The organism is Pseudoflavonifractor phocaeensis, assembly GCF_016901955.1.
GTDB classification, from domain to species: domain Bacteria; phylum Bacillota; class Clostridia; order Oscillospirales; family Oscillospiraceae; genus Flavonifractor; species Flavonifractor phocaeensis_A.
Genome location: NZ_JACJLC010000004.1, coordinates 59,346 through 82,051, shown reverse-complemented (window position 1 = coordinate 82,051; position 22,706 = coordinate 59,346). Strand labels below are relative to the sequence as shown.

Genomic DNA, 22,706 nt, shown 5'->3' with positions numbered 1-22,706 from the left:
TCATTGGAGGATAGAATGGATTACAAAAAGCTCTATCAGGAGAAGAAGATCACACCGGAGCGGGCCGTACAGGTGGTCCAGTCCGGGGACTGGGTGGACTACGGCTGGTGCACCGGCACACCCAGGGCTCTGGACAAGGCCCTGGCCGCCCGCTGGCGGGAGCTCACCGATGTCAAGATCCGGGGAGGGATTCTCTTTGAGAAGCCTGCGGTATTCCAGGTTCCTGACGCGGCGGAGCACTTTACCTGGAACTCCTGGCATATGTCCGGCGTGGAGCGCAAAATGATTGACGACGGCATCGCCTTCTACAATCCCATGCGCTACTCGGAGCTGCCCCGGTTTTACCGGCAGTCTGTGGAGCCCGTCAAGGCCGCGATGTTCCAGGTCTCCCTGATGGATGAGTTCGGCTACTTCAGCTTCGGCCCCAACGCCTCCCACATGCGGGCGGTGTGTGAGCGGGCAGATGTGGTCATTGTGGAGGTCAACGCCAATATGCCCCGGTGTCTGGGGGGCTTTGAGGAGGGCATCCATATCTCCCAGGTCAACTACATTGTGGAGGGAGGCAACCCGCCTAGCCATCCTCATTCCCTGGGGTTATTTTGCTGCACAGTAGAGAAGCAGTGAGCTAAAATCCTTGAATCCATTGCGGCGCATTGCTTACAGTAAGAGATCTTTTTCGTCAACACATGACATGCGGAGTATCATTAAAGGATCTGAAAAGGTCTGTTGATGATACTCCGCATTTTTTATTTCCAGGTTTATATAGCGATCTGTGTGGGTGCGTAGCTTAATGCTACGCACCCATGCAGTTATAGTGGATCGTCACCCGCTGATTGGTAACGCCGTTCTCCTTGACCGCAGGATAGACCTCGATGTACTGAATGAGCCCGGCAACCATGCGCTTGGCGATGGTGGTGGCGTCGGTGTAGCGACGCACCGTTTCCAGAAAGGTGTCCACATCCATCCGCTTATCTTCCAGCTTTTTCAGCTCCAGCCGCAGCGCCTTGATCCGCCCTTGCTGATCCCCTTGCTGGTTCGATAGGCTGAGGGGTTCAGCGCCCCCATCGTCTCCAGCGCCGTAGCGATCCGCAAGGGGCCGTTGCCCTCCAAGGCCAGACGGTAGATGCAGCGCACCACTTCGGCAGCTTCCGGGTCAATCACCCCAAACCGGGGAGCGTCCGGGTTCTTCATGTAGTCATAGGGCGGCGGCGAAAAAGGTGGTATCCGTTGTCCTCTGCCCGTGTCAGCCAAGTATGGAAAGTTTACATTTTCTCATGGTTGGCCTTTATCAACCGAAGGAGGACGCTACCAAGGGTATCCGGGCTTTCCTATCTAAAAACAGACTCTACAACAAACGACCTGTTGCTGAAGCAATAGGTCGTTTGTTCTTTCCAAGGGTTGTCCTGCGGTTTTTACCGCAGGACAACGGCTACTTTCCAGTTTCCAGTGGAAATGATGGCGGAGAATACAGCGCAAAAAACAAAATTCCTCACAAATCCCGCAAAATTACCGGAAACCAGCGCCCCGGGGGTCAGGAACAGAACCACCGGCACCATGAACAAGAAAGGCGCACTCGGTAACGGTCAGGTTGATGGACTGTGGCACGCGGCACACGTCGCCTTGATCGTGCTCCACCTTGGTGCTGTAGTCCTCAATGGCCTGCTGGAATACCTTGAAGGAGTACACAGTCTGCTGAAAGATCTTGACCACCGGGATGTCGCGCACATATTCCGTTCCGGATTTGGTCATGCGATCCTGAGCCGCCTGGTACTCCGCCATCAGCCCGGTATTCTTGCCGCCCATCATGCTGAACATGGCGTGGAATACACTCTTTGTCATCTGCGAAACCATGAATTATACCCGGGTCGCAGAGCAGCTTTGCCTAACCAGGCCTGCGGTATCCCACCACATTCACCGGCTGGAGGATCGCTATGGCCGCAGGCTGTTCTCCTATCGGGGAAAGGCGCTCCGGCTGACGGAGACGGGAATACACCCGTTCTTTGCTCTACAATAGTCAACGAGCTGAGGAGGCTATGATAGCACTGAAGCCGCTTTCCCTGCGGATAGTGGCCTCCAAAACCATCGGGAAGATTGATCCATAACAATCGTGAACTGTACTTTATCCTGCGTTTCCGCTATTGAACAGGGGGGCGAGTACATCAGAATGGGTTTCAAAGATATCCAGCAAGATCGGATCCCAGTGTCTGGCGTCCTGCTCCGCTGTACCGAACACATAATCCTCCTGACCGTAATCTATCACATCGAAGGCCGGCATGGCTTTGCTGGCTCCCGCAGTGCGGTATGCGGCTGTATCGGCCAGAGAAAAGGAAATCTGTCCGTCGGTCAGGCTGACCCAGCTTGTGAGATCGGTGCCGGTGGCTTCCGTGGCGGTGCCGTTGGTGGTCTGAGGCTGTGCCGCAGCTTTGCTAATGACGGCAGTACCCTCCACATACGCTCCGTACATCTGATCCACATGCAGGTTCAGGGAATTGAACATGGAAATATCGCCCTCCGCGGCGCCGCAGAGGATCTTAACCCATGTAGGATTCTCCGTCCCTTCCGCATTGATATAATTGAGAGGATCATACAGTTCCGCCAGGTTGTTGCCGTATTCGTCGCCGGCCTGGATGCTCTCAATGTCAGCACGGTAAGCCGCTACCATTTCCTCATAGGTGGCGTAGTTGTTGGAGTCCACCGCGCTGCCCGCAGCTTGAGTCGTACTTGCATCTGGAGTGCCCACGATCATCTCACGATTGCCGTCACCGGTATTACGGCCCATCTGACCGTGTTCCATATCAGCGGGCAGTTCTCCGTCCGGCAGATTACCGTCCGGTAGATCACCCATGCCGTCGCCGCGACCGCCCAGCATGTCGCCGGGGCCGTTGGAGGAAGCGCCTTTGGCATAGCGGCCTTCCAGGAAGGCTTCTGCCTTATCCTCGCTGGTCATGGTTGCAACTTCCTCATCGCTGAGTGCATTGCCGTCCCCATCAAACCAGGTCCAGCCCTCGGCATAATCCAGGTTATCCACATACCACTGGAGATTCTGGGTAAACTCCGCCAGGTACAGTTCCAAATACGTGCCGTAGTAGCCGTTAGTCTCAGGGTAGGCTTCTGGATCATATTCAATGGTCAGCGCGATGGTGTCCTCCAAATCCCCATCGCCGTTGAGGTCAAAGCCCACATCCGCTTCGCAGACAGAGAGATCCTGCTCATTGATATACTCCATATAGGCCTGGGACAGATATTCTGCCAGCTGCGCCTGAAACTCCGTGGAAAAGTCGTAGTCAGCATCCAGGTAATACTCAAAGGCCAGGGTCATATCTGACTCCGCCAGAGAGGTAATAGCGCTGTAACCGACGCAGCCCCACGCTCCATCGGAGATCTCAACCTCCGTTCCGTCGATGGTGACCGCAGTGGAGTAGCCGCCGTCCTCGGTGTAGTACACACCCACCGCTCCGGCGTCGATCTCATAGTCGTAGAAGTCGGGATTGTTGGAGGTTGCGGCGAACATCACGGCGTGGGCGCCGCCTCCGGAGCCGCCGGTGGAGACCATATAGTCTACACTGCCCGGCAGGTTACCCAGCAGGATATTATACTTGACAAATCGGGCAGCATTTTTCTGGTCCACCAGGCAGGAGGGGGCGTCGCCGGTGTAGTATGTGTTCCCGTCCTCATCGGTGGCCGTGTCCTGCTTACCGCGGTTGCCGCAGGATACATGGATATATCCGTCAGCTGCGTAGGTGGCGGAGGCCAGGGAATTGTTCTGAGAACCGTAGCCTGCCGCGCCGGTGTTCAGGATCACAGGGGCGGTGGCGGCAGTGTAGGTCTGTCCGTTGGTGCTGGTGATCTCCGCTTCATAGTCGATGACCAGGGAGCCGCTGACAGCTTCCTCTCCGGCGCTCACACCGGTCACATCGGCATCCCCATCCCCGTCGGTATCAATGCCGGTGACATAGGCGCCGGGTACGCAGACGGAGACGCCCTGCTGATCGGGAAGCTCCGGATAAGCCACAGCCGAAACGATGGACATGACCCAGGCATCGGCATCTGCGCTGTAGGTCCAGGACAGTTCCGTATTGTTGGAAAGGTTCAAGGTTTCTTCAATATAGGCTTTCTCTTCGGCGTCAGCCACAGGAGGTCGAGAAGACGAATCTGTAGCTGTATTTGTTTTGGCATCCTTTGCGCAGGCGCAAAGGCCTGCTGCCAGTGATAAGACAAGAAACGATGCGATGAGTTGTTTCGATTTCATAAAGAGCCTCCTAACGCTTAGATAAATGTATGATACAATGTTGAAAGTTAAATGAACTTTAAGCTTCAGATGAACAGGTCCAGTAAAGATGGACAGTGACAAAGGACCCCCTGATGTAGGAAAGTAGACTACATCAGGGGGTATTGTTATGGGGAAACGGAATTACACACACGTGCAGGCGTTGCAGCCTGAAATGAAGGCCATGCTGGCAGAGGGGAAAACCCGACAGGAAGTAGCAGAGCACGATGGCTTTAAGGTCAAGCAAGTGGTGAAAAAGCTGCTTGAGCGGGAACGTGCAAGGCAGCGAAAACTGGAAGCCGGTATCATACCGCAGGCCAAGGAAACCTATCATACCTGGAGATGTTGTGGCAGAGCAGGCATACGAGATCCAGCGTTTACAGATGGAAAACAAGCTGCTGCGGGATTTTCTGTAATTCACAGGAAGTGAGGGCACGGGTAAAATACCACGTCATATATCTTCACAGGGTAGAGTATCCAGAAGCGGCTACTATGCTTTCCTCCAGTGCTTTGGCAGGCCGGAGAAGTACGCCGCCCTTGCAGAACTCATCACTCACAGCAGCGGGAACGCAGCTTCCATACCTACGGCTACCGGCGGATGTGGGTGTGGCTGAAAACTCAAAACATGCTCCGCAATCCCAAAGCAGTACTGCGGATACTATATCTTTCCATAATCCGGGATCTCTATGACAACAGCATCGTCGCCTACAAGACCGGAACACGCCAGACCGTCCATCTGGTACTGGAACCATCCGTCTTGCAATGAAGCAGGAGAAAAAGAGAGTCGCTGCGGAGCTGGACTCCACAGCGACCAGGGATTTCAATACACCTCTCAAGCATACGGCATTACACCATCCATGTCAAGAAAAGGGAATCCGTATGACAACGCTATGGCAGAAAATTTCTTCTCCATCCTCAAAACCGAGTGCATTTACCGCCGCAAACCGGCTATCTTTTCTGAATCCAATGAGATGATTGGCCGCTATATCCATTTTTACAATCATGAGCGCATCCAGCTAAAGATTGGAGAGACGCCGCTTGCGCGGCGCCTCTCCACCTAAAACTCAATATTTCCCACCTGGGGGCCTTTTTATACTGTCCGCACAATCTGGGGCGGTTCACCAGGCAGCAGTCCATTTTTATGTCATTCGGGAGGAAGCTTTACCGAAGAACGGCCCCCAGCTCGTTCTCCAGATTTTCCAGGATGCTCTTCACGTCGGCATCCGCTTCCTCGCTGGTGAGGGAGCGGTCATCGGCCCGGAGCACCAGATTGAAGGCCACGGACTTTTTGCCCTCGTCCACGCCCTTACCACGGTAAATGTCAAAAAGGGTGCACTCCTTCAGCAGACCCTTGGCTCCCTTGCGGATGGAGGCCTCCAGCGCACCCACAGTAACGGCCTCGTCGCACACCACGGCGATATCCCGGGTGACGGCGGGGAACTTGGGCAGGGGGACGTACTCGGGATCGGCACCCTTGGCGCACATCAGCTGGCCCAGGTCCAGCTCGGCGCAGTAGAACTGGGCGTCCACGCCGTAGTTCTGAGCCACCAGGGGATGGATCTGACCCATCACACCGATGCGGCGGTCGCCGGCATAAACGTCGGCCACACGGCCGGGGTGATAGGAGGGGTTGGTCACGCAGGGAACCTCAAAGCGGACATCCTCCGCCCGGAGGTCCTTTAGAATGGCCTCCACGCAGCCCTTTAGGGCGTAGAAGTCCATGTCGCTGCCGTAGGCGCCCATGGAGAGAACCTTGTTTTCCACCGCCAGACCGTCCTCTCCGCCGGGCAGGTAGATCCGGCCGACCTCGTAGAGGCGCACGTTCTGGTTGCGGTAGTTGTAGTTCCGGGTAAGGATCTCCAGCATGGAGGGGAGGACGGTGGTGCGCATGATGGAGGTGTCCTCGCCCAGGGGGTTGAGGATCTTGAAGGATTCCCGGCGAGGAGCGTCAGCGTCCCAGCGGATCTTGTCGTAGCAGGTGGGAGAGATGAAGGAGTAGGTGATGATCTCGTCATACCCCATGGAGCGGCACATGGCCCCCAGCTGGCGTTCCAAATTCTCCTCCTGGGAGTAGCCGCCCAGGGTGGTCTGGCCCCGCATGAGAGTGGTGGGAATGTTGTTGTAGCCGTGGAACCGGGCCACCTCTTCCGCCAGATCGGCCATCCGGGCCACATCTCCCCGCCAGGAGGGGACGGTGACCTGATCGCCCTCCACCTGGAAATCCAGCTTCTTCAGGATGGATACCATCTCGTCTGTAGTGATGTCAGTGCCCAGCAGGGCGTTGATCTTGTCGGGCTCCAGAGAGAGGACCCGGGGCTGAGGCACATAATTGAGAATATCAATGGTGCCGTCCAGCACTTCGCCGGCCCCCAGCAGCTCCACCAGCTCGCAGGCGCGCTCCACGGCGGGCAGGGTGTTCATGGGGTCCAGACCCTTCTCGAACTTGGCGGAAGCCTCGGTGCGCATGCCCAGAGCCAGAGCGCCCTTGCGGATGCAGGTGCCGTCGAAGCAGGCGGACTCGAAGACCACGTCGGTGGTATCGGCCACGATCTCGCTGTTCTCGCCGCCCATGATGCCAGCCAGACCCACAGCCCGGTGCTCGTCGGCGATGACCAGGTGATTGGCGTTGAGGGTGTGCTCCTTGCCGTCCAGGGTGGTGAGCTTTTCACCCTCCTCGGCACGGCGGACAATGATCTTGCCGCCCTTTACATATCGGTAGTCGAAGGCGTGCATGGGCTGGCCGTACTCCAGCATAACGTAGTTGGTGATGTCCACGATGTTGTTGATGGGACGCACACCCATGGCGCGTAGCCGCTCCCGCATCCACTTGGGGGAGGGGGCAATCTTCACGTTGCGCACCATCCGGGCGGTGTACCGGGGGCACAGGTCACTGGCGGGGGTCTCCACGTCCAGCAGCTCCACCAGGCTGCCGTCCGCGCCGCCCTTCACCACCGGCTGGTGGAGGTTCAGAGGGGCGTTGAAAGTAGCGGCGGCCTCCCGGGCAAGGCCGATAACGGAGAGACAGTCGGGGCGATTGGGGGTGATCTCAAATTCCACCACGTGGTCATCCAGGCCGATCACCGGCTTGATGTCGTCACCGGGCTTGCAGTCCTCGTCCAGCACAAAAATACCGTCCTCGATGCAGTGGGGGAACTCAGCCTGTTGGGCGTGAAGATCTGCCAGGGTGCAGATGCTGTTTGACTTGGTGTTGTAGGCGACCAGATCCCCCTCGTGGAGGTTGGGACAAGTGGTGGAGGCTGAGACGGCGCCGTTACCAGCGTCCAGAGTCACGTCGTAGGCAGAGTAGCCGGTGGTAACGACAGAGCTCACCTTGGCGGCCACCACCGGGCCATAGATCTTATGTCCGGGCTGGATGTCCGCGGGGATGGAGGGCTTGTCCTTATCCAGAGGCCTGTAGTCCCCGAGGATGGCGGCAGGGGTAATGACAGCGTAGGGAAAGTCCCGGGTGTCCAGTCCCAGCTCGGAAAGGCCGCAGAACATGCCGTTGGAAACCACGCCCCGGAGCTTGCCCTTCTGGATCTTCACCCCGCCGGGGAGGGTGGACTTGTGGAGGGCCACCGGCATCAGGTCGCCGGGGTGGATGTTCCAGGCGCCGGTGACGATCTGGATGGGCTCCTCCTTGGCCACGTCCACCTGACAGACCCACATGTGGTCGGAGTCGGGATGGCGTTCCATGGACAGCAGCCGACCCACCACTACATTGGAAATCTCCGCGCCCAGGTCGCTGGTGACCTCCACCTTGGACCCGGAGAGGGTCATAGCCTCGGCAAATTCCTTGTCGTTGGCGTCCACACTGACGAACTCGCTGAGCCATTTGCGAGATAAATTCATAGTTAAAACTCCCTTGTATCAGGCTTTTCATGATGTGGGCGGCTGATCCCCGCCCTTACCTGCGGTTTTAAGGCGCAAGCTTAAAACTGCTCCAGGAACCGCACGTCGTTTTCAAAGATGAGCCGCAGGTCGGCGATCTTGAACCGGCGCATGGCGGTACGCTCCAGGCCGATGCCGAAGGCCCAGCCGGAATATACGTTGGGGTCGATGCCGCTCATCTCCAGCACCCGGGGATGGATCATCCCGGCGCCCAGCAGTTCGATCCAACCCTCGCCCTTACAGGTGGGGCAGCCCACTCCGCCGCATTTGTGGCACTGGACGTCCATTTCGCAGGAGGGCTCAGTGAAGGGAAAGTGGTGGGGACGGAACCGGGTCTTGGTACCTTTACCGTAGAGCATTTCCACTACGGTGTTCAGGGTGCCCTTCAGGTCAGCCATAGTAACCCCCTTGTCGATGACCATGCCCTCTACCTGGTGGAACATGGGGGAGTGGGTGGCGTCCACCTCGTCCTTACGGTACACCCGGCCGGGAGCGATGATGCGGATGGGCAGCTCCATGGTGTCCATGGCCCGAACTTGCATGGGCGAGGTCTGAGAGCGGAGCATCACCCGGCTGTCCTGGTCAAAGTAGAAGGTATCGCTCCAGTCCCGGGAGGGGTGCCCCTCCTCGGCGTTGAGCCGGTCGAAGTTGAGCTCGGCCAGCTCTACCTCAGGGCCGTCCAGCACAGTAAAGCCCATGCCAATGAAGATCTCCTTGATCTCATCCAGGGCGATATACATGGGGTGACGGTGGCCCAGCTTGACGGCCTTGCCTGGGACGGTGATATCCAGAGCTTCCGCTTTCAGCTGTTCCTCCAGGGCGGCGGCCTCCAGCTCCTTGCCCCGGGCCTCCAGAGCCCTCTCCAGGGCGGTGCGCACTTCGTTGGCCAGCTGGCCCATGGCGGGCCGCTCCTCAGCGGAGAGCTTGCCCATCTGCTTGAGCACCGCGGTAAGTTCGCCTTTTTTGCCCAGATACTTTACCCGTATGCTGTCCAGTTCCTGGGCGTTTTTGGCGCTCTCCATGGCCGCCAGAGCTTCCCGGCGGATCGTTTCCAATGTTTCCTTCATATTTGCAGCTCCTTTTGCAGTAATCACAAAGAAAAAAGCCTTCCATCCCAACATCTGGGACGAAAGGCAAGCCTTCCGCGGTACCACCCGCACTTCCCGCACATGGCGGGCACTTTACCTCCGATAACGTGGAGGTACTCCGTCCCTGTCTCCAGGGCCGCTCCAGGACGAACCGAACGGGCCTTCCCCACATCCGCTTTCAGCCGGTGACGGATGCTCTCTGCTGGGCCGGGAACCGCTCTTTTTCCCTTCTTCGCATGTAAATTTATATATACCACACATTTTGCCAAAGTGCAAGATAAAAATTGACGGGCAAAGGGCCGATGCGTATAATGAGAACTACCATGGAGGAAAAGGAGCGTGGACAGGATGCGGATCGCCACAGCGGAGCAGATGCGGGAGATGGATCGGGTCGCCATCGTGGAGCGGAGGATCCCCTCCACCGACCTGATGGAGCGAGCGGCGGCAGCCATCGCCGATCAAGTGATAGAGCTGGCAGGGGACGCGCCCGGGCGGGTGGTGTGCTTCTGCGGCCCGGGGAACAACGGAGGTGACGGGGTGGCCTGTGCCCGGCTGCTGCTGGAGGCCGGCTTTGAGGTCCGGTGCGTTCTGGTTGGGGCCCATGAGAAGATGACCCCGGATACCCGGGAGATGGAGGCACGGTTGGCGGCGGCGGGAGGCAGGCTGGAGCCCTTTCAGCCTGATGACCCGGCCTTTGCCGCCTGGTGCCTGGGATGCTGCGCCATGGTGGACGCCCTCTTCGGCATCGGCCTCAACAGCCCCATGCGGGGGGATTCCCTCATCGCGGTACAGATGATGAACACCTGTGACATCCCGGTGGTGGCCGCCGACATCCCCAGCGGGGTGGAGGCGGACACCGGACGGGTGCTGGGGGCGGCGGTGGAGGCTGCGCGGACAGTCACCTTTACTCTGCCCAAGGCGGGCCACTATGTAGGCAGGGGAGGCCTGTGTACCGGGAGGCTGACCGTGGCCGATATCGGTATTCCTGCCGATTTGGTGGACAAGGAGGATTATCCGGTGCAGACAGTGGAGGAGACGGATGTGCTCCTGCCCCGGCGGCCCCGGGACGCTCATAAGGGGGATTTTGGCAAGTGCGCCATTGTGGGGGGCAGCGTGGGGTACACCGGTGCTCCCACTCTGTCCGCCCGGGCGGCGGTGCGCTCGGGGGCCGGCCTGGTGTGGGTGGGGGTGCCCGCCCCGGTGTGGCCGGTGGCCGCCGCCAAGCTGGACGAGGCCATGCCCTTCCCCCTGCCGGCGGGGAAGGAGGGCCAGCTCTCCCTGGAGGCGGGGGAGCTCATCCGCCACAAGCTGTCCGGCTATGAGGTCTGCCTGATAGGCCCCGGCCTGGGCCGGGGCAACGGGGTGGCTTCGGTGGTGCGCCACCTGCTGGGGGAGATCCACATTCCCGTGATTTTGGACGCCGACGGCATAAACGCCCTGGAGGGGCATATGGATGTACTGGACGGGCGGCAGGGGCTCCACACAGTGCTCACCCCCCACGACGGGGAGTTTGCCCGGCTGGGAGGCGACCTGTCCGGTGGGGACCGGCTGGGGGAGGCACGGCGGTTTGCCAGGGAACACGGCTGCTGCCTGGTGCTGAAGGGCCACCGCACCATTACCGCCTTCCCTGACGGCAGGGCCTACATCAACACCACCGGCAACCCGGGCATGGCCAAGGGTGGCAGCGGAGACGTGCTGGCGGGGATCATTCTGGCACTGCTGGGCCAGGGCCTGCCCGCCCGGCAGGCAGTGCCCTACGCCGTGTGGCTTCATGGCGCGGCGGGAGATCGGTGCGCAGCTGAGGTCGGGGAGTATGGAATGACCCCCACTGATCTGGTGGCCACCCTGCCTGCGGTGCTGGAGGCGCATGTGAAATAAAGGAGGAGACAGTGGGCCGCAAGGGGATGCTGTGGACACTGACGATAACGCTCTGCCTGGGGCTGACGGCCTGCGGCCCGGCGGAGAAGGGAGCCCAGGCCGAGCAGCTGGCTCTGGACATCAGAGGTGAGTATCTGGTCATGTCAGAGTGTTCCACCCAGGTGGAGGTGGTGGCCGACTATGGCAGCCGGGTCTTTTCCTACAGCCTGGATGTGGCCTACCACAGGGAGGGGGAGACGGTGCTCACGGTCACCGCTCCGGAGGAGATTGCCGGGGTCACTGCCCGGTTATGGGAGGATTCCTCTGTGCTGGAGTACGATGGGACCCAGGTGGAGACCGGCCCTGTGACAGATGACGGCTTCAGCCCCATGATGGCGGTCCCCCTGATGCTGGAGCAGGCGGGGGAGGGCTTTATTGCCCAGTGTGGGCTGGAGACGCTGGAGAGCGGGGAGGCCCTACGGGTGGTATGCCGGGATCCGGAGGGCCAGCCGGGGGAGGGGGTGGAATGCACTCTGTGGTTCCACCCGGAGACCCACGCCCTGGTCCGGGGGGAGTTGTCCGAGGACGGGTACACGGTGCTCACCTGTACCTTTACCGGCTTTCAAAAGGCATAAAAAGGGAGGGCGTAACTGCGCCCTCCCTTTTTATGCCGGGTCAAAACGCCACGGTATCATCCTCATCCTCCAGGTCGGAGGGGTCCACATCCTCTCCGCTTGCTTCTCGTTCCAGGTCGTCCAGTTCAGCCAGGCGACGGCGGAGCGCCTCCCGCTGCTGGGCGTTCATCTGGCATACGTGGAGGTCGAACTGCTCCTCCCGGCGGCGCTGGGCCGCCTCCTTACACTGCTGCTGGACCTGAGCGCCGTATTTTTTGCTCTCTTCCAGGGCCACGGCCCCCTTTTCCACCAGGCACTTGCCCGCCTTGCCCAGCTGCTCGGCAGCCAGCGCGGCCAGACCAACACTGGCCAGACCCACGTTGGTCAGCACCTTGCCCATATTCTCAATCATCACACAGACCTCCTGACGGCATAGTAGGGTATGTTTTTTACGTAATTATAGTATACCCTGTTCCGGCGGAAATGTCATGGGAATTGTATGAACGATTTGTGAAAATGTACCGGAGCCCAGATGGGGGTTGTGAGATGGGAAACGCCGTAGTATAATGACAACGGAATAAACGGCAAAGAGGTCAAGGCATGAAACAGACACGGACAAGAACCTGGGCGGAGATTGATCTGTCCAATCTGGAACATAACTACCGGGCGCTGCGGGCCATGTTGCCCCAGGGCTGCCGGTTTTTGGGCGTGGTGAAGGCGGACGCCTACGGCCATGGAGCGGTGCCGGTGGCCCGCACCCTGGAGAAGCTGGGGGCGGAGTACCTGGCGGTGGCTTGTCTGGATGAGGCGGTCGAGCTACGCCAGGCGGGAATTACCGCGCCCATCCTGATTCTGGGCTACACCCCGGTGGAAAACGCTGGACTGCTGTTGGAGTACGGCATCACCCAGACCGTTTATGACGGAGAGATGGCCAAGGCCCTCTCTGATGCGGCCACGGCAGCGGGCAGGAAGCTGAGGATCCACCTGAAGGCGGATACCGGCATGTCCCGGCTGGGCTGGCTGTGCGCCGACCCGGCGGAGACGGCGGAGCGGATGGCGGCGGTGTGTGCCTTGCCCGGACTGGAGGCCGAGGGGATCTACACCCACTTTGCCAATGCCGACGGGGATGAGGACTATACCATGGCCCAGTTCACCCGATTTTTGGACCTGCTGGCTGCCCTGGAGACGCGGGGAATTACCTTTCCCATTCGCCACTGCGCCGCCAGTGCGGCGGTGCTCAACTTCCCCTGTACCTATCTGGATATGGTGCGTCCGGGAGTGGCCCTGTACGGCCACTATCCAGACCCCACCTGCGAGGGGCTGGATGGTCCCGGCCTGCGGCCCGTCATGACCCTCAAAACCCGGGTGGCCTCGGTGAAGGAGGTCCCTGCCGGCACTCCGGTAAGCTACGGCTGTACCCATGTGCTGGACCGGGACACCAGGCTGGCTGCTCTCACCATTGGCTATGCGGATGGCTTGCCCCGGCTGTGCTCTGACCGGCTGGAGGTGCTCGTCCATGGCCGGAGGGTCCCTATCGTGGGTCGGATCTGCATGGATATGTGTATGGCGGATGTGACTGGGCTGGAGGTGAAGCCCGGGGATGAGGTAGAGATATTCGGGGCAGATCTGCCCATCGAGGATATCGCGTCCCTGGCGGGCACCATCCAGTATGAGTTGCTGTGTGCCGTATCCCCCCGGGTCCACAGGACTTATCTGGGCTGAGGCACCGGACCGGAAAGCAGGACATAGGATGGGCCGGGGAGTTATGGCCGGCCCGGCGGCGGGAGACGCCGGCGCCCTGCGAAATTTTGTCAGGCGGGTATAAATCCCGCCGCCCCGTGGGAAAATCATAGTGACCGCGTTACATAGGCCTGCGGCCCTGTGACGCTGGTGACTATTTTCCGGCGGAGTGTGAGCTTTTGTGGATAACACCGTAAAACGTGGAGACATTTTTTATGCCGATCTCAGCCCCGTGGTGGGCAGCGAGCAGGGGGGCGTGCGCCCGGTGCTCATCGTACAGAACGATACCGGTAACCGACACAGTCCCACGGTGATCGCGGCGGCCATCACGTCCCAGACCGGCAAGGCCCGTCTGCCCACCCACATTGAGCTCTCGGCCAACACCTACGGCCTGCCCAAGGAGTCGGTGGTGCTGCTGGAACAGATCCGGACATTGGACAAACGGCGGCTGAGAGAGCACATGGGGCGGCTGGACGAGGCGCAGATGCAGCGGGTGGACAACGCCATTGCGGTGAGCTTCGGCCTGCACACCAGCACCTTGGTTTGAACAACGGGAGAGCGCCGCCTCAGGGCGGCGCTCCGATCAAAGAGGAGGTACATATGAAGGAAAAGCATTGGTTCCCACGGCTGCTGGCCGGTGGACTGGTGACGGCGGCCTTGATCGTGGTGGCGGTGGCCGCCGGGCAGCAGGGCAGCCAGTCCGACCCCCTGATCACCATCAGCTACCTGGAGCAGCAGGCTATGCCCGACATTCTGGAGCAGGTGGACGACAAGGTGGACGCCCGGGAGAGCGCGCTGAAAAGCCAGCTTCAGAGCGTGGTGGACGGCTATGTAGATCAGGTGGAGGACAAGCTGGATGGGTCCGGACAGACCGCCGGTGGAGTGTTTCAGACTGTGACACTGAAAGCGGGCCAGACTCTGAAGGCCTCCGCGGGCTGCGAGATCCTGCTGCGCTCCGGCGCTGCCAGCTGTGTGTCCGGTCTCATTGACACCACCACCGGGGCCTCCTTGGGGGTGGGGAATGCCCTTACCGCCAACCACCTGTATTTGGCGGTGGCCGATGGCCAGGGGGCGAAGGCCTCCGCTGCCGTCACTCTGCTGGTGCGGGGGAGCTACAGCATCCAGTAAGTTGGTACATATTTCGTGTGAAAACGACTGCCATAGTATGCGGCAGTCGTTTTTTACGTATATCATACCGGAATATGGAGACACTAAATGCCACGGGGAATATGTACAGAAAATGTAATATAATTTTAAAGATTATATTATCTTTTGACGTTGACAATATAATGGAATCAGAAGTATACTATAGGAGGAAACAAAACTGGAGTCATTTTATCACAGAACGGAGGGTGAGGTTATGAATCAAGGCAGTGCGATGGGCAGAGACCTGGGCGCGTTCTATTATCCCCAGGCGGTGAGCCGTCAGGTCAAGCCGGTCAAGAAGAAAAAGGAACGGGACCCCTATGACGGCCTGCGGCCCTGGTCGGCCATCACCCACGGTGTGGGAGCGGCGCTGGCGGCCGTGGGAACAGTAGTTTTGGTGGCCCGCTGCCTGCTGGAGGGGCTGAGCACATGGCATCTGGTATCTTTCCTGATCTACGGGCTGAGCATGGTGGGGCTGTACACCGCTAGTACCCTGTACCACTGTATCAATACCAGCGTGGCCGGGCGGATCGCTCTGCGGAAGTACGACCACACCTCTATTTACTTCCTCATTGCCGGCAGCTACACTCCTGTGTGCCTGGTGGCTCTGCGGGATGTAGGTGCGGTAGGCTGGGGCCTCTTCGGTGTGATCTGGGGACTGGCCTTGGCTGGTCTGGTGCTCACCCTGCTGTGGCTGTCCGCTCCCCGGTGGCTCACCTCCAGCATCTATATCGCCATGGGCTGGCTGGCCATCATTGCTCTGGTGCCTCTGGTTCAGGTGGTGGGTTCCACTGGCCTGTTCTGGGTTCTGGGCGGCGGTATTCTGTATACCATCGGCGGCGTGCTCTACGCTGTCAAGTGGCCCGGTCGGAACAACCCGCGCTTTGGTTGCCACGAGATCTTCCATGTGTTTATCCTGCTGGGGTCCATCTTCCACTTCCAGCTTATGTATCAGGTCATCATCCAGTTACCCTGATCTCTGTCGAAATGTAAGAGCGCCCTGTCCGCTGTAAAGCGGACAGGGCGCTCAAACTTTATTAGCGACAGGGCATGGGGAATGACAAACGGAATGAGTCTGCCCTTATTGCTCAAAAAGTGCGGCAAGGGGCCGAAGCCGCGAATCGGACAGGAAATTCAGACAACGGAAACAGTACGAGCGGGTATCTGAAGTGGGCTTGACCCTGGACAGGGCCACGTAAAAGGCGCTGAGCACGGCGCTGTGCTGAAGCTCTTCCTGGGGGGCGAGGTCGGAATCCAGCACCAGGATGACATAGGGGGCATGCCAGCCTTTAAAATTATGGTAGGTGGCGACCTTGACGTTGTTTTTTCCTGCCCAGAATTCCTGCTTAGAGTTGCGCAGGCTCTCACAGAGCTGTACCGGGATCCCCGCGTTCCTCAAGGTTTCAGACAAGCGTTTGGCGGACTGATAATCTACGGTGACCATGATCAGATCCTCAGGATGTACCTGACGCTCTTTCAGCCAGTAGGACAGCTCATTCAACAAGCCCTTCTGATAATGGGTGGGATCCTGGTCAAACCACCGGGCGGAGCCGTAGCTTGTAAGCTCCGCTGCCGACGGTTCGATCTCCATGGCAAGCCCCGGAATCTGGAAAGCCTTCTGGGTGCGCTCCAGGAGATCCTTGACGCTGTGAGGAAGACAATAGGTATAGGGCAAAGCGCACTTCGTCAGACCCAGGGTAGCCGAATCGTCCGCCCAAAGACCTGCCAGGCTCAGGTTGGAATAGATCCGGTGGGCCGTATCGTGCATGACCAGAAATTCTCCTGTTCCGTTGTAGACCATGCTTTTGAGAAAGGCGATCTCAAAGTCGCAGAAATCGTTGCCCTCATCGATCAGCACATCATCGTATCCGTATAGGTCGGCCTTGGCGGAGGACTGGCAGATAGCCTCGATGCTCTTCTGGACATAGGTTCGGATAACCCGGTTTTTTTCTTCCGCATTCACATCTGCCCCCTGTCCTTCCTCCATTTTTACGGTCAGCTTGAGGTCGTAAAGGGTATCTCGCAGAATACCGTGGAAATAGTCCACGCGTAGCCATTGATTGAACGCCCGGCTGTCGCCGGTAAACTGCTGACGGCAGAGGTCCCGGAGATAATTGGTCAGTGTGATATTGTAGGAGAGCACCAGCACACGCCGCTGCGCCGAGATCCCGTCAGCCGCCTTCTGGGCCAGGATCAGGGATTTCCCGGAGCTGATCACGCTTTCGCAGGCCCTGCACGCTCTGGAGACGTGTTGAGCCAGGGCCTGCTGAGCCTGAGTTAGCTGGTAGGGCTTCTTTCGGGCTCGCTCATAATCCGTACCGTCCAGCCAGCAAGTGAGCCGCCGGAGATACTGGATAAATAGATTGGTACCGTCCGGAGTGGTTGGAGCGTCAGAGCAGTATTTTGTGGCCACCTGCACCTTCCCATATCCAAACAGCCGGAGCGCCCAGGGGAATTCCTGGCATTCGCTGAACCGGTTGTGGACGCGGTCAAGCAGATATTCAGCCTCATTCCTGGTCCAGACAAACTGACTGTTGGGGCAGAACTTCCGGGCTTGTTCCAGGGTGATGTCTGGTCTGCTGAAAAAGACCACTTTTTCAAAGAACGAGTACCTGTCCAGCACCATATTTCTGTTGCTTGGATTGTCCTCCAAATGGTAAATGGACATGGAGGTGTTCCAGATGTGGTCCCGAAGCCCTTCTGGTTCCAGGAAGGTCAGGCCGCTGAGGCAGGAGGCGTACCGGTTCAACTGGTAGGCTGGGTCTGCGTCACGGTAAGTCCCGTCACTACCCAACACTTGTCCATCCCGATAGCGTGTGCTGTCATTCAGGTTCCAGTCCTTTACCTCCACAATGACCACGCCCTTGAAGGGGTGGATCAGCACAAAATCAGGGTGCAAGCCGTTGATGTAGGGCTGCTCCAGAACGGTCCAGCCGGACAGCCAGCTGGAGGCGCGGAAAATCTCCAGCAGCTTTTTTTCTCCCTCGGTCCGCTTTACTCTGGGGTTGAAGCTTTCCACCACACGGGTAATGTTTTGGGCATAATTGCGTTTTCCGGGCACTTTATTCTGAACCACGGAAAAATATACAGTGTTGCCCTTTTTCAGCAGCTGGTCGGGCTCAGGAAGAAACTGGACCACCGAGGTAGTGACCGCGTAATCCGTACCGTTTTCGTTGATGTAGGCAAATTTCTTTTGGGCATCATAGTATGTTACCGTGCCAAAATGTCGCATGGACAATCGTTCCTTTCGTGCTGATCTCTGTCAGGGCGTTGACTCGCTTTTCTCCCCATGATCACGTGGCGGCCGCCATGCCGTAACAGCGAGTTTGGCTGTAAAGATATAGATCGTATGAGTTCATCTTTCTTCATTATAATAATTGATGGGCGGATTTACAATATGCCATCCGGATTTCCAGCTTCGATTTTGGACGTGTTTAAAGCCTATGTCTGCCGTGGTGTAAGCCAGCAAAAGGACTTCCAGGGAATATAAGAATTTCTGTAAAAAGCGGCAGAGGGCTGTCATACAGACAGCCCTCTGCCGCTTTTGTGTAAAGGTTAGACGCTTTAAAAATCCAAAAGGGAAACTCAGTGTTCCTTGCGCTGGCATTTTTTGGGGGTGACGCAGGTTCCCTCGGCGATGGCAACCACAATGGGTTCATCCAGGAAATCGGCGGCGGAATCGCTGATGTCGGGCCGGGGGACGGCCACCTTGCGGGCCTCAAACTTCATCTTGCGGGAGGTGTTGCCGATATGGGTGATCTCGCCGTACGCCTCGATGAAGTCGCCCGCATACACGGGGGCCTTGAACTCAATGTTGTTGTAGGCACAGAACAGGCCCTCGTCGCCGTCGCACTGGATCAGCAACTCGGTGGCCACATCGCCAAAGAGATGTACCATGTGGGCGCCGTCCACCAGATTGCCGCCGTAGTGGGCGTCCTTGGCGGACATGCGCAGGCGGATCATCGAGGTATACTTTTTCTCTTCCATGTCGATTCCACTCCTTCGTCATTTTGTGAGAACAGAACAAAAGGGACAGGGCTTATACCCTTATTGTACGTCCAAATGACGGGCTTGTCAACAGGAGAAAGTTGTGCTATAATTTATCTCTTTAGTGCAAAAAAGGAGATCAGCCGTTCACGAGAGCCTCCCCGGCGGTGTAGATGTCCCCGGCTCCCACGGTGAGGATCAGGTCCCCGGGCTGAGCCACCTCCCGCAGCCTGGCGGTGACCTCCTCCAGGGTGGAACAGTAGATGCTGCCGGGGATCCGGTCGGTCAGGTCCTTGGAGGAGATGCCGATGTCGTTGACCTCCCGGGCGGCGAAGATCTCCGCCAGGATGGTCAGGTCGGGCTGGCGGAGCACCTGGACAAAGTCGTCAAAGAGGGCCTTGGTGCGGGTGTAGGTGTGGGGCTGGAAGGCGCAGATCACCCGCTCATAGCCCAGGGTGTGGGCTGCGGACAGGAGGGCCTGGAGCTCCCCGGGGTGATGGGCGTAGTCGTCGTACACCTCGGCGCCGTTGTAGCTGCCCTTGTGTTCGAACCGGCGGCCGGCGCCCCGGAAGGCGTTGAGCCCCTGGCTCACCGCCTTGGGGGACACCGCAAGGGCGATGGCGGCGGCGGCGGCGGCCAGGGCGTTTTTCACGTTGTGTTCCCCGGGCACCCGCAGGCCCACCCGGGTAAAGACCTGATCCCGGTAGATGATGTCAAAGGTGGGCAGGCCCCGGTGCCAGGTCAGGTTGGCGGCGTGGACGTCCCCCGCCTCCAGGCCGAAGGTGAGGATGGGCCGGGACTCCCCCTCCAGGGTGTGCATGGTGTTGGCGTCGTCGGCGTTGGCCACGATGAGGCCGTTTTCCGGGACCAGATCGGCAAAGGCCCGGAAGGAGTGCTCCACGTCGTCCAGGTCCTTGAAGAAATCCAGGTGATCGGCCTCGATGTTGAGGATCACCGCTACGGTGGGGAAGAAGGACAGGAAGGAGTTGCAGTACTCGCAGCTCTCCAGAATGATGGTGTCCCCGTGGCCCACCCGGTAACCGGAGCCAAGCAAAGGAAGGGTGCCGCCGATCATGACGGTGGGGTCCATCTGGGCGGCCATGATGATGTGGGTACACATGGAGGTGGTGGTGGTCTTGCCGTGGGTGCCGGAGATGCACAGGGCGTTTTTATATCCGCGCATAATGGAACCCCAGGCCTGGGCCCGCTCAAAGACGGGGATACCCTGGGCCCGGGCGGCGGCGATCTCCGGGTTGGAATCGTGAACGGCGGCGGTGCGGATCACCAGCTCGGCCCCCTGGATGTTCTCCGCCCGGTGGCCGATAGCCACGGAGATGCCCAGGGAGCGCAGATGCTCCACGGTGGCGCTTTCGTTCATGTCAGAGCCGGTGATTTTCATGCCGGCCTTGTGGAGGACCTCTGCCAGGGGGGACATGGATACGCCGCCAATACCCACCAGATGGGCATGATGACCGGCGGCGATATAATCATGGATGTTGGTCTGTTCCATGGGGTTTACACACCCTTTTCTTCAGATTATAATGTTGCCAGAACTATTATAAAGCATTATAGGCAAATAGCAAGGGGAAGATACCGTGAACGCTGAAAAAATGGCCTTATGGTCCATTCCGGTGGGGGTGGCGTTCTGTCTGGAACGGCTGCGGCAGTCGGGGCACGCCGCCCACCCGGTAGGAGGATGCGTCCGGGATCTGCTGCGTGGAGAGCGGCCGGAGGACTACGACGTGTGCACCTCCGCGCTGCCGGAGCAGGTCATGGATCTATTTGATAGGACGATTCCCACCGGGTTGAAGCACGGTACCGTCACTGTGCTGACAGAGGACGGGCCGGTGGAGGTGACCACCTTCCGCCGGGAGGGAGGTTACGCCGACGGCAGACACCCGGATGGGGTGGCCTTTGACGTGGGGCTGGAGGAGGATCTGGCCCGGCGGGATTTCACCGTCAACGCCATGGCCCTGGGGCCTGACCGGGAGATCATCGACCCCTTTGGCGGGAGGGTTGACCTGGCCGCCGGGATCATCCGCTGTGTGGGCGATCCGGATACCCGATTCCGGGAGGATGCCCTGCGGATGCTGCGGGCAGTGCGTTTCGCCGCCAAGCTGGACTATATTATCGAGCCGGACACCCGGGCGGCTATTCTCCGCAACGCCGGGCGGATGGCGTTGGTATCGGGGGAGCGGATCAAAGGCGAGGTGGAAAAGATCCTGCTCTCTCCCCGCCCGGCCTGGGTAGGAGAGCTGCTGCGCTGGGGGCTGTTGGTTCACTTGTGGCCGGTACGGGACTGCCCCGACCTGACCGGGTTGGCGGAGCTGCCTCAGGAGCCCATCCCGCGGTGGCGGGGGTTCTGCCAGGCCACCGGCTTCCCTCTGGAGTGCCTGCCGGTGGAGCGGGCACTGAAGCGGGGGGTATATCACCCGGAGCTGGAGGTGATCCGCCGGCTGGCCCTGTCCGGAGGGGAACTGGCCACCCTGGGCCTGAAGGGAGCGGAGATCGGGGCTGTCCAGCGGGAGCTGGCCGTCCATGTGCTGGACCATCCGGAGGATAACCTGCGGGAGGTGCTGGTGGAACTGGCTCAACAGAGGTTGGAAGGGAGGAAGATTCCATGAGACGGGGCGGGGTGCTGATGCACATCACTTCGCTGCCCGCTCCCTATGGAGTGGGCACCATGGGGGGCTGCGCCCGGCGGTTTGTGGATTTTTTGCAGGCGGCGGGCCAGTCCCTTTGGCAGCTGCTTCCCTTAGGACCCACCGGCTATGGCGACTCCCCTTACCATAGCTTTTCCACCTTTGCCGGCAACCCCTATCTCATTGACCTGGATTTGCTGGCAGAGGAGGGACTGCTGGAGCCGGGGGAATACCGGTCGTTGGACTGGGGAGCCGATCCGGCGGAGGTGGACTACGGTAAGATGTATCGCCGTCGGTTCCCGGTGCTGCGGCGGGCCTGCGGACGGCTGCTGGAGGATCCACCGGCGGAATTTGAGCATTTCTGCCGGGAGAACAGCTTCTGGCTGGAGGACTACGCCCGGTTCATGGCGTTCAAGGAAGCCCACGGGGGCCAGCCCTGGACCGAGTGGGAGCTGCCTCTGCGGGCGCGGGACCCGGCGGTTCTGGCACGGGTGGGGCAGGCCCTGGAGGAGGACCTGGCCTTCTGGAAGGGGGTGCAGTTCCTCTTTTTCCGCCAGTGGAAGGCCTTGAAGGAGTACGCCAACCGGCACGGGGTCTATATCGTGGGGGATCTACCCATCTACGTCCCAGGGGACAGCGCGGATCTGTGGGCCGGGCGGGAGCAGTTCCAGCTGGATGAGGATCTCCGCCCCATGGAGGTGGCGGGCTGTCCCCCTGACGGCTTTTCCTCGGACGGTCAGCTGTGGGGCAATCCCCTGTTCGACTGGGACCGGATGGAACGGGAGGGTTACCGCTGGTGGGTGGACCGGATCGCCTACCAGTTCCGGCTGTATGATGTGCTGCGCATCGATCACTTCCGGGGGTTTGACAGCTATTACGCTATCCCCGGCGGCCAGACTACTGCCGCCGGCGGTCGCTGGCGGCCGGGGCCGGGGCTGAAGCTTTTCCAGGCGGTGGAGCACGACCTGGGGAAAAAGAATATCATCGCGGAGGATTTGGGCTTTCTCACTCCTTCTGTCCACCAGCTCCGGGAGCGTACCGGCTTTCCCGGGATGAAGGTGCTCCAGTTTGCCTTTGACAGCCGGGACGGGGAGGGGGCGGCTTATCTGCCTTATAACTATCCTGTCAACTGCGTGGCCTATGTGGGTACCCACGATAACGATACTGTCCAGGGCTGGCTCACCAGCGGTCCGCCGGGGGACGTGGCCCGGGCTCGGGAATACCTCCATCTGGATCGGGAAGAGGGGGAGCACTGGGGTATGCTGCGGGCGATCTGGGCCAGTCCTGCCAAGTGGGCGGTAGCCCAGATGCAGGATCTGCTGGGACTGGGGAGCGGCAGCCGGATGAACACCCCTGCCACCACCAAGGGTAACTGGCGCTGGCGGGCCCTGCCCGGTTTTGACAGTCCCGCCCTGGCGGGGAAGCTTCACCGGCAGATGGAGCTCTATGGCAGATTACCGCAAGAATAAGAAAA

The 22,706-nt window shown here is 59.6% G+C and carries 21 protein-coding genes and 1 pseudogene; 12 read left to right on the top strand and 10 right to left on the bottom strand.

What is annotated here, in order from left to right; all coding sequences use genetic code 11:
• Positions 1 to 15 precede the first annotated feature (15 nt).
• A pseudogene (locus H6B51_RS02010) lies at positions 16 to 573 on the top strand (butyryl-CoA:acetate CoA-transferase); the annotation flags it as partial.
• 220 nt (positions 574 to 793) lie between these two features.
• Here the strand turns inward: H6B51_RS02010 and H6B51_RS02005 are convergent.
• The 3 genes from H6B51_RS02005 to H6B51_RS01995 all read right to left on the bottom strand — a co-directional run bounded on the left by H6B51_RS02005 (position 794) and on the right by H6B51_RS01995 (position 1,839).
• A complete protein-coding gene (locus H6B51_RS02005; protein ID WP_243421091.1) occupies positions 794 to 964 on the bottom strand; it encodes a DUF4368 domain-containing protein in 171 nt (56 codons plus the stop codon).
• Positions 965 to 984: 20 nt separating this feature from the next.
• Positions 985 to 1,191: a hypothetical protein gene (locus H6B51_RS02000; RefSeq protein ID WP_204882067.1), complete on the bottom strand. Its 207-nt coding sequence runs from the start codon at positions 1,189 to 1,191 to the stop codon at positions 985 to 987.
• Between the two features lie 315 nt (positions 1,192 to 1,506).
• Positions 1,507 to 1,839, bottom strand: coding sequence for a hypothetical protein (locus tag H6B51_RS01995; RefSeq protein ID WP_243421094.1), 333 nt, complete (start codon positions 1,837 to 1,839; stop codon positions 1,507 to 1,509).
• On the opposite strand from H6B51_RS01995, the gene H6B51_RS17570 reads away from it, so the two are divergent.
• Positions 1,805 to 2,014, top strand: coding sequence for a helix-turn-helix domain-containing protein (locus H6B51_RS17570; protein ID WP_335342085.1), 210 nt, complete (start codon positions 1,805 to 1,807; stop codon positions 2,012 to 2,014). The two genes, H6B51_RS01995 and H6B51_RS17570, sit on opposite strands and share 35 nt — an antisense overlap.
• Positions 2,015 to 2,119: 105 nt before the next feature.
• Here H6B51_RS17570 and H6B51_RS01985 read toward each other — a convergent pair whose 3' ends face one another.
• Positions 2,120 to 4,093 carry a hypothetical protein gene (locus H6B51_RS01985; RefSeq protein ID WP_204882066.1) on the bottom strand — a complete coding sequence of 658 codons (1,974 nt, stop codon included), beginning with the start codon at positions 4,091 to 4,093 and terminating at the stop codon, positions 2,120 to 2,122.
• A gap of 304 nt (positions 4,094 to 4,397) precedes the next feature.
• Between H6B51_RS01985 and H6B51_RS01980 the strand changes: the two genes are divergently transcribed.
• Positions 4,398 to 4,697 carry a hypothetical protein gene (locus H6B51_RS01980; protein ID WP_204882065.1) on the top strand — a complete coding sequence of 100 codons (300 nt, stop codon included), beginning with the start codon at positions 4,398 to 4,400 and terminating at the stop codon, positions 4,695 to 4,697.
• A 256-nt stretch (positions 4,698 to 4,953) separates the two neighbouring features.
• A complete protein-coding gene (locus tag H6B51_RS18020; RefSeq protein ID WP_418055051.1) occupies positions 4,954 to 5,328 on the top strand; it encodes a transposase in 375 nt (124 codons plus the stop codon).
• A gap of 100 nt (positions 5,329 to 5,428) precedes the next feature.
• On the opposite strand, the gene pheT is transcribed toward H6B51_RS18020, so the two are convergent.
• Complete coding sequence (gene pheT, locus H6B51_RS01970; RefSeq protein WP_204882064.1) at positions 5,429 to 8,119, bottom strand: phenylalanine--tRNA ligase subunit beta; 2,691 nt, start codon at positions 8,117 to 8,119, stop codon at positions 5,429 to 5,431.
• Positions 8,120 to 8,199: 80 nt separating this feature from the next.
• A complete protein-coding gene (gene pheS, locus H6B51_RS01965; protein WP_204882063.1) occupies positions 8,200 to 9,225 on the bottom strand; it encodes a phenylalanine--tRNA ligase subunit alpha in 1,026 nt (341 codons plus the stop codon).
• Between the two features lie 369 nt (positions 9,226 to 9,594).
• On the opposite strand from pheS, the gene H6B51_RS01960 reads away from it, so the two are divergent.
• Both H6B51_RS01960 and H6B51_RS01955 read left to right on the top strand, forming a co-directional pair.
• Positions 9,595 to 11,124 carry an NAD(P)H-hydrate dehydratase gene (locus H6B51_RS01960; RefSeq protein ID WP_204882062.1) on the top strand — a complete coding sequence of 510 codons (1,530 nt, stop codon included), beginning with the start codon at positions 9,595 to 9,597 and terminating at the stop codon, positions 11,122 to 11,124.
• Positions 11,125 to 11,135: 11 nt separating this feature from the next.
• On the top strand, positions 11,136 to 11,738 hold the full coding sequence (locus H6B51_RS01955) for a hypothetical protein (RefSeq protein WP_335342084.1): 603 nt from the start codon (positions 11,136 to 11,138) through the stop codon (positions 11,736 to 11,738).
• Positions 11,739 to 11,778: 40 nt separating this feature from the next.
• On the opposite strand, the gene H6B51_RS01950 is transcribed toward H6B51_RS01955, so the two are convergent.
• A complete protein-coding gene (locus H6B51_RS01950; RefSeq protein ID WP_204882061.1) occupies positions 11,779 to 12,129 on the bottom strand; it encodes a hypothetical protein in 351 nt (116 codons plus the stop codon).
• Positions 12,130 to 12,317: 188 nt separating this feature from the next.
• Here H6B51_RS01950 and alr point away from each other — a divergent pair, with 188 nt between their 5' ends.
• The 4 genes from alr to trhA all read left to right on the top strand — a co-directional run bounded on the left by alr (position 12,318) and on the right by trhA (position 15,579).
• Entirely contained in the window at positions 12,318 to 13,439 is a 1,122-nt protein-coding gene (gene alr, locus H6B51_RS01945) for an alanine racemase (RefSeq protein WP_204882060.1), read from the top strand.
• A 199-nt stretch (positions 13,440 to 13,638) separates the two neighbouring features.
• Positions 13,639 to 14,004, top strand: a complete 366-nt coding sequence (locus H6B51_RS01940) for a type II toxin-antitoxin system PemK/MazF family toxin (RefSeq protein WP_204882059.1) — start codon at positions 13,639 to 13,641, stop codon at positions 14,002 to 14,004.
• A 53-nt stretch (positions 14,005 to 14,057) separates the two neighbouring features.
• Entirely contained in the window at positions 14,058 to 14,585 is a 528-nt protein-coding gene (locus H6B51_RS01935) for a hypothetical protein (RefSeq protein WP_204882058.1), read from the top strand.
• A 232-nt stretch (positions 14,586 to 14,817) separates the two neighbouring features.
• A complete protein-coding gene (gene trhA, locus H6B51_RS01930) occupies positions 14,818 to 15,579 on the top strand; it encodes a PAQR family membrane homeostasis protein TrhA (protein ID WP_204882057.1) in 762 nt (253 codons plus the stop codon).
• Between the two features lie 105 nt (positions 15,580 to 15,684).
• Here the strand turns inward: trhA and H6B51_RS01925 are convergent, their stop codons facing one another.
• From H6B51_RS01925 to murC, 3 genes are all read right to left on the bottom strand, one after another.
• A complete protein-coding gene (locus H6B51_RS01925) occupies positions 15,685 to 17,835 on the bottom strand; it encodes a nuclease-related domain-containing protein (RefSeq protein WP_204882056.1) in 2,151 nt (716 codons plus the stop codon).
• 353 nt (positions 17,836 to 18,188) lie between these two features.
• Positions 18,189 to 18,590, bottom strand: coding sequence for a 3-aminobutyryl-CoA ammonia lyase (kal, locus tag H6B51_RS01920; RefSeq protein ID WP_087188213.1), 402 nt, complete (start codon positions 18,588 to 18,590; stop codon positions 18,189 to 18,191).
• Positions 18,591 to 18,729: 139 nt separating this feature from the next.
• Positions 18,730 to 20,100, bottom strand: a complete 1,371-nt coding sequence (gene murC, locus H6B51_RS01915; RefSeq protein WP_204882055.1) for a UDP-N-acetylmuramate--L-alanine ligase — start codon at positions 20,098 to 20,100, stop codon at positions 18,730 to 18,732.
• 85 nt (positions 20,101 to 20,185) lie between these two features.
• Here murC and H6B51_RS01910 point away from each other — a divergent pair, with 85 nt between their 5' ends.
• Positions 20,186 to 21,214, top strand: a complete 1,029-nt coding sequence (locus tag H6B51_RS01910) for a CCA tRNA nucleotidyltransferase (RefSeq protein ID WP_335342083.1) — start codon at positions 20,186 to 20,188, stop codon at positions 21,212 to 21,214.
• The gene (gene malQ, locus H6B51_RS01905) at positions 21,211 to 22,701 is read left to right on the top strand and encodes a 4-alpha-glucanotransferase (RefSeq protein WP_204882054.1); all 1,491 of its coding nucleotides are present in this window, start codon (positions 21,211 to 21,213) and stop codon (positions 22,699 to 22,701) included. Before H6B51_RS01910 ends, malQ begins: the two co-directional genes overlap by 4 nt.
• Positions 22,702 to 22,706: the final 5 nt, after the last annotated feature.